The organism is Rhizobacter sp. P1_G5 (genome assembly GCF_056405435.1).
Window position 1 is genome coordinate 1 of record NZ_JBFUCB010000172.1, and the last position, 10,140, is coordinate 10,140.

Consider the following 10,140-nt stretch of genomic DNA (forward strand, 5'->3'; position numbering starts at 1 on the left):
GGCCGGCGCAGGTCGGCTGCGTGCTCAGTGCCGGCATGCCGTCGACGTCGAACTTGTTGCCGGTGACCTGCGCCAGGTAGGGCAGGCCGTAGTTGAACTCGTGGTTGCCGATGCCGCCCACGTCGTAGCCGGCGGCGTTCATCGCCTTGTAGATCGCCAGCGTGTCGGTGCAGGCGATCGGCTTGACCAGCGCCTGGTAGTCGGACACCGCGGTACCCTGGATGGTGTCGCCGTTGTCGACCAGCATCGAGTTGGCGAACTCGGCGCGCGCGGTCTTGATCAGCGTCGCGGTGCGCTCGAAGCCGAGCGTCGTGTCATCGGCCAGCTTGAAGTAGTCGTAGCTGCGCACGTTGGTGTGCAGGTCGGTGGTTTCCAGCAGCGCGAGCTGCGCGGTCGTGCCGGCTGCGACCACCGGTGCCGCCGGTGCGGCGTCGTCGCTGCCACCGCAGGCCAGCAGGCCGGCCCCCAGGGCGATGGCGCCGAGCCCTGCACCCAGCTTCCAACCCATGCGTCGATCGAACATCATCCTCGCTCCTCGTTGTGTGGTCGCCGTCGGGCGAAGCGTGGAGTGTCGCGACGGCATGTGGCAGGTCTGTGAAATCCGATACTTCGATCCAGCCCGAAGCAATCAATGGGCCACCGGCGCGACGATCCGGCATCGCTCCCAGGAATCCCCATGACCTCCCTCGACCTGATGCTGCTGCTGGCCTTCGCCGGTTTCGTCTTCGCCCTCGCCGGTTTCGTGAAGGGCGTGATCGGCCTCGGGCTGCCGACCATCTCGATGGGCCTGCTGAGCGTCGTGATGCCGCCGGCGCAGGCGGCCGCGCTGCTGGTCGTGCCGTCGTTCGTCACCAACCTCTGGCAGATCGCCGGGCCGGGCTTCGGCGCGCTGCTGCGCCGGCTGGCGACGCTGCTGATCGGCGTGTGCGCCGGTGTCGCGCTCGGCGCCGGCTGGCTGAGCGCCGGCCATGCGCCGGGCTGGGCCGGGCTCGCGCTCGGGCTGTCGCTGCTCGCCTATGCCAGCCTGGGGCTGCTGTCGGTGCGGCTGCAGGTGCCGGCGCGGCTCGAGCCGTGGCTGGCGCCGTGGATCGGCATGGCCACCGGCCTCGTCACCGCCGCGACCGGCGTGTTCGTGATCCCGGCCGTGCCCTGGCTGCAGGCGCTCGGCCTGGCGAAGGACGATCTGGTGCGCGCGCTCGGCATCTCGTTCCTGGTGTCGACTGTCGCGCTGGCCGTCAGCCTGCGCCATGGCGGTGCGCTCGATGCACAGGCCGCCGGCAGCTCGCTGCTGGCGCTGTTGCCGGCCCTGCTCGGCATGGGCCTCGGCCAGCGGCTGCGACGCGCGGTACAGCCGGAGACCTTCAAGCGTGTGTTCTTCACCGGACTCTGGCTGCTCGGTGCCTACCTGGCGTTGCGCTCGGTGCTGCGCTGAGCACGTGCGAGGATCCGGCCATGAGCAGTCCTGAACCGCGCTTCGCCCGCATCGCCGCGATGATCGGCGACCCGACCCGCGCCCGCATGCTGGCCGCGCTGATGGGTGGCCAGTACCTCGCGGCCGGCGAGCTGGCCGAGGTGGCGGGCGTCACCGCGCAGACCGCGAGCACGCACCTGACGCAGCTGGTCGACAACGAGCTGGTCGTCGTGCGCACGCAGGGCCGGCACCGCTACTTCCGGCTCGCCGATGCCGACATCGGCCACGCGCTGGAGGCCTTGTCGCTGGTGGCCGAGCGCGCCGGCAGCGCCGACAAGTGGAACCACGGCGCCTACAAGCCGCTGAAGGCCGCGCGCACCTGCTACAGCCACCTGGCCGGCGAACTGGGCGTCGCGCTGTTCGACGGGCTGCTGGCGCGCGGCACGCTGGTGCCGCGCGACGGCCAGTTCGTGCTGACCGACGTCGGCCGCCAYGAACTGCAGACGCTGGGCGTCACGTTGCCGGCGGCCGGGGCCAAGCGCCAGGCCTATGCGTGCCTCGACTGGTCGGAGCGCCGCGACCACCTCGCCGGGGGCCTGGCCGTCAGCCTGCTCGACCACGCGATCGAGCACGGCTGGCTGCGCCGCGTCGACGGCTCACGCGCGTTGACGCTGACGCCGGACGGCCGGCGCGCCCTCGCGCCGTGGCTGTCGGCTCAGCCGGCGCGTTCGGTGTCGGCGAACGGCATCGCGCCGTGACGGCGCCATGCACCGTAGCCGCGCGAGCGCAGCGCGCAGGCCGGGCACTGCCCGCAGCCGTAGCCCCACTCGTGGCGCTGCGTGCGCTCGCCGAGGTAGCAGGTGTGGGTGTGCTCGACGACGATCTCGGTCAGCGCTTCGCCGCCCAGTTCGTCGGTCAGCGCCCAGGTCTGCGCCTTGTCGAGCCACATCAGCGGCGTCTCGATCGTCATCGGCGTGTCCATGCCGAGGCTCAACGCGACCTGTTGCGCCTTCAGCGTGTTGTCGCGGCAATCGGGGTAGCCCGAGAAGTCGGTCTCGCACATGCCACCCACCAGCACGCTGAGCCCGCGGCGGTAGGCCACGGCGGCGGCGAACGTGAAGAACAACAGGTTGCGGCCCGGCACGAAGGTGTTCGGCAGGCCGCTCGCGTTCATCTCGATCGCGCGCGACTTGGTCAGCGCGGTGTCGGAGATCTGGCCGAGCAGCTGCAGGTCGAGCAAATGATCGTCGCCGAGCTTGCCGGCCCAGCGCGGGAACTTCGCATGCAGTTGCGCGCGCACGTTGAGCCGGCATTCCAGCTCGACGACGTGGCGCTGGCCGTAGTCGAAGCCGATGGTCTCGACGTGGGCATAGCTTTCGAGTGCCCATGCGAGGCAGGCGGTGGAATCCTGGCCGCCGGAGAACAGCACCAGGGCGGATCGCGGATCGCTCATGTGCGCACTTCCCCTTGGCCGAGCACGACCCATTTCATCGACGTGAGCCCTTCCAGGCCGACCGGGCCGCGCGCGTGGAACTTGTCGGTGCTGATGCCGATCTCGGCGCCCAGCCCGTACTCGAAGCCATCGGCGAAGCGCGTGCTGGCATTGACCATCACGCTGGCCGAATCGACCTCGCGCAGGAAGCGCATCGCGTGACCGTGGTGCTCGGTGAGGATCGCATCGGTGTGGTGCGAGCCGTGGCGGTTGATGTGCGCGATCGCCTCGTCGACGCCATCCACCAGCTTCACGCTGATGATCGGGGCGAGGTATTCCTCGTTCCAGTCCTGCTCGCTCGCGGCCGTGAGCGTGAGCCCGGCCACCGGCTGCAGCAGCGCGAGCGCACCCGCATCGCAGCGCATCTCGACGCCCTTCGGCGCCCACAGTGCGCCCAGGCGCGGCAGGAAGGCGGCCGCGATGTCGCGGTGCACCAGCAGCGATTCGGCCGCATTGCAGGGGCTGTATTTCTGCGTCTTCGCGTTGTCGGTCACGCGCAGCGCGAGTTCCAGATCGGCCTGCGCATCGACGTAGACGTGGCAGTTGCCGTCGAGGTGCTTGATCACCGGCACGCGCGCCTCGCGGCTGATGCGCTCGATCAGGCCCTTGCCGCCGCGCGGGATGATCACGTCGACCGCTTCCGGCGACGAGATCAGGTGGCCGACGGCGGCGCGGTCGGTGGTCTGCACCAGCTGCACCGCATCGGGCGGCAGGCCGGCCTCGGCCAGCGCCGCCTGCACCAGCTTCCACAGCGCGAGGTTCGAATGGATGGCTTCCGAGCCGCCGCGCAGGATGCAGGCGTTGCCGCTCTTGATCGCGAGCGATGCGGCCTCGATGGTCACGTTCGGGCGGCTCTCGTAGATCATGCCGAACACGCCCAGCGGCACGCGCATCTGGCCCACGCTGATGCCGCTCGGCCGGCGGCGCAGGCCGGTGATCTCGCCGATCGGATCGGGCATCGCGGCGATCTGCTCGCAGCCTTCGGCGACGGTGGCCAGCACCTGGGGCGTGAGCTTCAGGCGATCGACCATCGGGGCGGCCAGGCCGGCGGCCACGGCGGCGTCGATGTCCTGCTGGTTGGCCTGGGCGAGTGCGCCGCCGTCTTCGCGCAGCCGGCGCGCCAGCGCGAGCAGCGCGGCGTTCTTCGCGGCGGTGGAGGCGGCAGCCATTCGACTGCTGGCGGCGCGTGCCCCGGCGCCCATGTGGGCGATCGCGGCCTGGAGGTCGTTCGAGGTCATGGGGGCGATTGTCGCAAACCCCATGCCGGCCAGGGTCGTTGCGGGAATCGCCCTGTCAGGCCAGCTCCTCCGAGCGATGGCAGGCCGCCAGTTGCCCCGGCGCCACCTCGGCCAGCACCGGCACCTCGACGCGGCAGCGCTCGATCGCATGCGGGCAGCGCTTGTGGAACGCGCAGCCGCTCGGCGGGTTCAGCGGCGACGGCAGCTCGCCGGCCAGCACCGCCTTCTGCGCGCGCGAGGCGGCATCAATGCGTGGCGTGCTCGCCAGCAAGGCCCGCGTGTACGGGTGGCGCGGCGCGGCGAACAGCTGCCGCTTCGGCGCCTTCTCGACCACCTTGCCGAGGTACATCACCAGCACCTCGTCGGCGATCAGCTCGACCACCGCCAGGTTGTGCGAGATGAAGACGTAGGCCACCTGCGTCTCTTCCTGCAGGTCCATCAGCAGGTTCAGCACCTGGGCCTGGATCGACACGTCGAGCGCCGACACCGGCTCGTCGGCGACGACGATGCGCGGCGAAAGCATCAGCGCGCGCGCGATCGCGACGCGCTGGCGCTGGCCGCCGGAGAACATGTGCGGATAGCGCTGGTGGAACTCCGGGCGCAGCCCGACGCGCGCCATCATCGCGCGCGCGCGCTCGGTGCGTTCGGCGGCCGACAGCGTGGTGTTGATGACCAGCGGCTCCTCGAGCGCATGGCCGATCCTCTTGCGCGGGTTCAGGCTTGCGAACGGGTTCTGGAACACCATCTGCACCTCGCGGCGCAACCGCTTGCGGGTGGCCGCATCGGCGTTCGCGACGTCGACGCCGGCCAGCACCAGGTGGCCGGTGGTCGGCGCCTCGATCATCGTGATCTGGCGCGCGAGCGTGCTCTTGCCGCAGCCGGATTCGCCGACCACGGCCAGCGTGCGGCCGGCCTTCACCTCGAACGACACGCCGTCGAGCGCGCGCGCCAGCGCCTTCGGCTTCAGGAAGCCCTGCGAGACCGGGTAGTGCTTGGCCAGGTCGTTGGCGACGAGCACGACTTCATCACGTTCGGTCGTCATGCCGCCACCTCGGTCAACGGAAAGAAGCAGCGCGCCTGCGCGCCTTCGGGCCCGTACAGCGCCGGCCGCTCGGCACGGCACCTGTCCTGCACGCGCGGGCAGCGCGGCGACAGCAGGCAGCCGCCCGGCCGGTCGTACGCCCCCGGCACCACGCCGGGCATCGAGCTGAGCCGGCGCCGGCCGATGTTGTGCTCCGGCAGCGCCGACAGCAGCGCCTCGGTGTACGGGTGGCGCGGCGCCTCGAAGATGCGCGGCACGCCGGCCGTCTCGACCACCTCGCCGGCGTACATCACCTGCACGCGCTGCGCGACCTCGGCGACCACGCCCAGGTCGTGCGTGATCAGCATCAGCGCCATGCCGCGTTCGCGCTGCAGGCGCAGCAGCAGCGCGAGCATCTGCGCCTGGATCGTCACGTCGAGCGCGGTGGTCGGCTCGTCGGCGATCAGGAGCCGCGGGTTGCAGGCGATCGCCATCGCGACCATCACGCGCTGGCTCATGCCGCCCGACAGCTGGTGCGGATAGGCATCGAGCCGCCGCTCGGCATCGGGAATCTCCACGTCCTTCAGCAGCTGCAGTGCGCGCGCCCGCAGCGCCTTCTTCGAGCCGCCCTCGTGGATGCGCAGCGTCTCCATCAGCTGGTAGGCCACCGTGAAGCACGGGTTCAGGCTGCTCATCGGATCCTGGAAGATCATCGCGATGTCGCGGCCCAGCATCTGCCGGCGCTGCTTCAGCGGCATCGTCAGCAAATCATGGCCGTCGAAGCGCAGCGCCTGCGCCGAGACCCGGCCGGGCTCGTCGATCAGGCCCATCAGCGCGAGCGCGGTCACGCTCTTGCCCGAGCCCGATTCGCCGACGATGCCCACCACCTCGCCCGCATCGATGCGCAGGCTCACGCCGTCGACCGCCTTGAACGGCGACGCGACCGGGCCGAACTCGACCCGCAGTTGATCCACTTCGAGCAAGGGCATCGGTCTTATCTCTTCAGCTTCGGGTCCAGCGCGTCGCGCAGCCCGTCGCCCATCAAATTGAAGGCCAGCACCGACACCAGGATCGCGAGACCCGGCAGCGTGACGACCCACCACGCGCTCTGGATGAACTCCAGCGCGCTGGCCAGCATCGAGCCCCATTCGGGCGTCGGCGGCTGCGCGCCCAGGCCGAGGAAACCGAGCGCAGCCGCATCGAGGATGGCGGTCGAGAAGCCGAGCGTGGCCTGCACGATCAGCGGCGCAGCGCAGTTCGGCAGCACGGTGTCGAACATCAGCCGCAGCGTGCCGGCACCGGCCAGCCGCGACGCGGCGACGTAGTCCTTGCCCAGCTCGCCGATCACCGCGGCGCGCGTCAGCCGCACGAAGTGCGGCAGCATCACGATCGCGATCGCGTACATCGCGTTCATCAGCCCGGGGCCGAGGATCGCCACCACCGACACCGCGAGCAGCAGGCTGGGCAGCGCCAGCATGATGTCCATCAGCCGCATGATCGTGAACTCGATGCCGCCGCGGAAGAAGCCGGCCAGCAGGCCGRGCACGACGCCGATGCTCAGCGACAGCCCGACCGACACCAGGCCGATCAGCAGCGACAGCCGCGTGCCGTGGATCAGCCGCGACAGCACGTCGCGCCCGACCGGATCGGTGCCGAGCAGGAAGCGGTGGCCGTTGACCGGCTCCCACGACGGTGCATGCAGCGTCGCGTCGCGGTACTGCTCCGACGGCGAATAGGGCGCGATCACGTCGGCCAGCAGCGCGCACAGCAGCAGCGCGATGACGACCGCGAGGCCGATGATCGCGCCGCGGTTGCGGCGGAAATCGCGCCACAGCTCGACGAGCTGCGTCGGCGGGGTGCCGGTCTCGGGCGATGCGGTGACGGTGGCTTGCGGGGGGCTTGCTGGATTCATCGTGCCGCCCTCAGTGGTGCCGGATGCGTGGGTTGATCACGCCGTACAGGAGATCGACCACCAGGTTGACCGCGATGATCACGGTGGCCGACATCAGGATGCCGCCCTGCACCGCCGGGTAGTCGCGCCGGTGGATCGCCTCGACCAGCCACTTGCCGATGCCGGGCCACGAGAAGATCGTCTCGGTGAGGATCGCGCCGGCCAGCATCGTGCCGACCTGCAGGCCCACCGTCGTGACGACCGGGATCAGCGCATTGCGCAGGGCATGGATGCCGACCACGCGCCAGGTCGACGCGCCCTTGGCGCGCGCGGTGCGCACGTAGTCCTCGCGCAGCACCTCGAGCATCGACGAGCGCGTCATGCGCGCGATCACCGCCAGCGGGATGGTGCCGAGCGCGACCGCCGGCAGGATCAGGTGCGAGACTGCGCTGCGGAACGCACCGGGGTCATCGGACAGCAGCGAGTCGATCAGCATGAAGCCGGTGACCGGCGGGATGTCGAACTGGATCGCGATGCGGCCCGACACCGGCGTCCAGCCGAGCGTGACCGAGAACAGCAGGATCAGCAGCAGGCCCCACCAGAAGATCGGCATCGAGTAGCCGGTGAGCGAGGCGCCCATCACGGTGTAGTCGTAGACGGTGTTGCGCTTCATCGCGGCCAGGATGCCGGCCGGCAGGCCGATCGCGAGCGCGAGGAACAGCGCGACCATCGACAGCTCGATGGTGGCCGGGAACAGCGTCAGGAATTCGCGGAAGACCGGCTCGTGCGTGATGGTCGACAGGCCCAGGTCGCCATGCAGCGCGCGCCAGACGTAGTCGAGGTACTGCTGCCACAGCGGGCGGTCGAGGCCGAACTCATGCACCAGGCGCGCGTAGCGCTCGGGCGTCATGCCGCGTTCGCCGGACATGGCTTCGACCGGGTCGCCCGGCAGCAGGCGGATCAGCGAGAACACCAGCAACGTGATGCCGATGAAGGTCGGCAGCACCAGCGACAGGCGTTTGGCGAGGAAGGAAATCATGTGGAAGGTGCCAAGCGAGGAGCGGGCCGAGCGCCGGGCCGCCCCAAGCCGGCCCGCATCCCCTCGGGGGATCGGCCGGCGTACCCGCCGGCCGAGGGGTCGTCATTTCGCGAGGTCGACCTTGGTGAAGTAATGGTGCGCCGTGGCATCCATCTTGTAGCCGATCACTTCCTTGCGCACCGGATCGAAGCGCACCGAGTGGGCGATCGGGATCCACGGCGCTTCTTCGTGCGCGATCTCCTGGGCCTTGGCGTACAGCGCGGCGCGGTCGGCCTGCTTCGTCACGGCCTTGGCCTTCTGCACCAGCTCCTCGAAGCCCTTGTCGCACCAGCGCGCGACGTTGCCGCCACCCTTCACCGCCGAGCAGCCCAGCAGCGGCACGAAGAAGTTGTCGGGGTCGCCGTTGTCGCCGGACCAGCCGAACATCATCGCGTGCTGTTCACCGGTCTTGCTGCGCTTGCGGTACTCGCCCCACTCGAAGGTGATCAGCTTGGTCTTCACGCCGATCTTCTCCCAGTCGGCCTGGATCAATTCGGCCATGCGCTTGCCGTCCGGGTTGTACGGGCGGGTCACCGGCAGGTACCACAGCTCGACCTCGGTGCCGTTCGGGAAGCCCGCCTTGGCCAGCAGTTCCTTGGCCTTGGCCGGGTCATACGCGTAGTCGGTGACCTTGTCGTTGTACGACCAGAGCGTCGGCGGGATCGGGTTCTTGGCCGGCTGGCCGGCGCCCTGGAACACCGAGTCGAGGATCGCCTTCTTGTTGACGGCCATGCTCAGCGCCTGGCGCACCTGCTTGTTGTCGAACGGCTTCTTCTCGACGTTGAACGCGATGTAGCCGACGTTCAGGCCGTTCTGCTGCACCAGGTTGATGTTCGGGTCGGTCTTCATCAGCGCGACGTCGGCCGGCTTCGGGAAGGCCATCACATGGCACTCGCCGGTCTTCAGCTTGGCGTAGCGCACCGAGGCGTCGGTGGTGATCGCGAACACCAGGTTGTCGATCTTCGGGCGGCCGCCCCAGTAGGCGTCGAAGGCCTTGTAGCGGATCACCGCATCCTTCTGGTACGAGACGAACTGGAACGGGCCGGTGCCCACCGGTTCGCGGTCGAGCGCCTCGGGCGTGCCGGCGGCCTTCATCTTCTCGCCGTACTCGGCCGACAGGATCGACGCGAAGTCCATCGCCATGTTGGCCATGAACGSGGCCTCGGCCTTCTTCAGCACGAACTTGACCGTCATCGCGTCGACCTTCTCGACGCGCTCGACGATGTCCTTCATGCCCATGTCCTCGAAGTACGCGTAGGTCGCGCCCGGCTGGGTCTTGGCCAGCGGGTGGTTCGGGTCGGCCATGCGGTTGTACGAGAACAGCACGTCGTCGGCGTTGAAGTCGCGCGTCGGCGTGAACTTGGCGGTGCTGTGGAACTTGACGCCCTTGCGCAGCTTGAAGGTGTAGCTCAGGCCGTCGGCGGCGGCACTCCAGCTCTCGGCCAGCGCCGGGATGATGTTGGTGGTGCCGGTGTCGAACTCGACCAGGCGGTTGAACATCGGCACGGACACCGCATCGAACGTGGTGCCGGTGGTGTAGTACTGCGGGTTGAAGCCTTCCGGGCTGCCCTCGGAGCAGTAGACCAGCGTCTTGGCCGCGAACGATGCGCCCGCGCAGGCCAGCAGGCAGGTGGCCGCAAGGGCCTGGAGGGGGAAGCCGCGAAGTTTCATGGGGGTGGGTCCTGAGAAGGGTTGTCCAACGTCTGAAGGAAAGGCGCCGCCTTGTGGGCAGCGCGGCGGATGATAGCGCGCTGGCCTAGGCCAGCACGCCGGGCAACCACAGCCACAGCGGTGCCGTCAGCATGTAGCCGCAGGTCGACAGCACGATCGCCGCGGTGGCCTCGGCTTCGAGCGCCGTGTAGCGCTGCGCGAAGATCAGCGCATTGCTTCCGATCGGCAGCGCCGCCGCCATCACCACCACCGCCAGCGGCAGCCCCGAGAGCGCGAAGCCCCAGTGGCCGACGACCAGCACCAGGGCCGGCAGCACCAGCAGCTTGAGCACCGAGATC

Annotated in this window: 10 protein-coding genes and 1 pseudogene; 2 read left to right on the top strand and 9 right to left on the bottom strand. The window is 69.5% G+C overall.

Annotated features, from left to right (window positions below):
- Nucleotides 1-526: pseudogene (locus tag AC1D12_RS14040) on the bottom strand (bifunctional metallophosphatase/5'-nucleotidase); the annotation flags it as partial.
- 150 nt (nt 527-676) lie between these two features.
- Between AC1D12_RS14040 and AC1D12_RS14045 the strand changes: the two are divergent.
- Nucleotides 677-1,432 carry a sulfite exporter TauE/SafE family protein gene (locus AC1D12_RS14045; RefSeq protein ID WP_477826678.1) on the top strand — a complete coding sequence of 252 codons (756 nt, stop codon included), beginning with the start codon at nt 677-679 and terminating at the stop codon, nt 1,430-1,432.
- Nucleotides 1,433-1,452: 20 nt separating this feature from the next.
- Complete coding sequence (locus AC1D12_RS14050) at nt 1,453-2,169, top strand: ArsR/SmtB family transcription factor (protein ID WP_477841044.1); 717 nt, start codon at nt 1,453-1,455, stop codon at nt 2,167-2,169.
- Here AC1D12_RS14050 and queC read toward each other — a convergent pair.
- From queC to AC1D12_RS14090, 8 genes are all read right to left on the bottom strand, one after another.
- Entirely contained in the window at nt 2,127-2,864 is a 738-nt protein-coding gene (gene queC / locus AC1D12_RS14055) for a 7-cyano-7-deazaguanine synthase QueC (RefSeq protein WP_477825620.1), read from the bottom strand. The genes AC1D12_RS14050 and queC overlap by 43 nt on opposite strands.
- Nucleotides 2,861-4,165, bottom strand: a complete 1,305-nt coding sequence (locus AC1D12_RS14060; protein WP_477841046.1) for a glutamate-5-semialdehyde dehydrogenase — start codon at nt 4,163-4,165, stop codon at nt 2,861-2,863. The genes queC and AC1D12_RS14060 overlap by 4 nt, the downstream gene beginning before the upstream one ends.
- Nucleotides 4,166-4,196: 31 nt before the next feature.
- The gene (locus tag AC1D12_RS14065) at nt 4,197-5,183 is read right to left on the bottom strand and encodes a dipeptide ABC transporter ATP-binding protein (RefSeq protein ID WP_047501543.1); all 987 of its coding nucleotides are present in this window, start codon (nt 5,181-5,183) and stop codon (nt 4,197-4,199) included.
- Entirely contained in the window at nt 5,180-6,151 is a 972-nt protein-coding gene (locus AC1D12_RS14070; protein WP_465111429.1) for an ABC transporter ATP-binding protein, read from the bottom strand. Before AC1D12_RS14070 ends, AC1D12_RS14065 begins: the two co-directional genes overlap by 4 nt.
- Nucleotides 6,152-6,156: 5 nt before the next feature.
- A complete protein-coding gene (locus tag AC1D12_RS14075; protein ID WP_477841048.1) occupies nt 6,157-7,074 on the bottom strand; it encodes an ABC transporter permease subunit in 918 nt (305 codons plus the stop codon).
- A 10-nt stretch (nt 7,075-7,084) separates the two neighbouring features.
- Nucleotides 7,085-8,092 carry an ABC transporter permease subunit gene (locus AC1D12_RS14080; RefSeq protein ID WP_477841049.1) on the bottom strand — a complete coding sequence of 336 codons (1,008 nt, stop codon included), beginning with the start codon at nt 8,090-8,092 and terminating at the stop codon, nt 7,085-7,087.
- A 102-nt stretch (nt 8,093-8,194) separates the two neighbouring features.
- Nucleotides 8,195-9,802, bottom strand: a complete 1,608-nt coding sequence (locus AC1D12_RS14085) for an ABC transporter substrate-binding protein (protein WP_477841051.1) — start codon at nt 9,800-9,802, stop codon at nt 8,195-8,197.
- Between the two features lie 85 nt (nt 9,803-9,887).
- Nucleotides 9,888-10,140 (bottom strand): AEC family transporter (locus AC1D12_RS14090; RefSeq protein ID WP_477841053.1); only part of this gene is annotated, 253 nt, incomplete at its 5' end.

What these genes read in the sequence shown, in the direction of transcription:
- AC1D12_RS14065 (WP_047501543.1), bottom strand. Translation starts at nt 5,183, where the DNA reads ATGACGACCGAACGTGATGAAGTCGTGCTCGTCGCCAACGACCTGGCC.
- queC (WP_477825620.1), bottom strand. Translation starts at nt 2,864, where the DNA reads ATGAGCGATCCGCGATCCGCCCTGGTGCTGTTCTCCGGCGGCCAGGAT.
- AC1D12_RS14070 (WP_465111429.1), bottom strand. Translation starts at nt 6,151, where the DNA reads ATGCCCTTGCTCGAAGTGGATCAACTGCGGGTCGAGTTCGGCCCGGTC.
- AC1D12_RS14060 (WP_477841046.1), bottom strand. Translation starts at nt 4,165, where the DNA reads ATGGGGTTTGCGACAATCGCCCCCATGACCTCGAACGACCTCCAGGCC.
- AC1D12_RS14045 (WP_477826678.1), top strand. Translation starts at nt 677, where the DNA reads ATGACCTCCCTCGACCTGATGCTGCTGCTGGCCTTCGCCGGTTTCGTC.
- AC1D12_RS14080 (WP_477841049.1), bottom strand. Translation starts at nt 8,092, where the DNA reads ATGATTTCCTTCCTCGCCAAACGCCTGTCGCTGGTGCTGCCGACCTTC.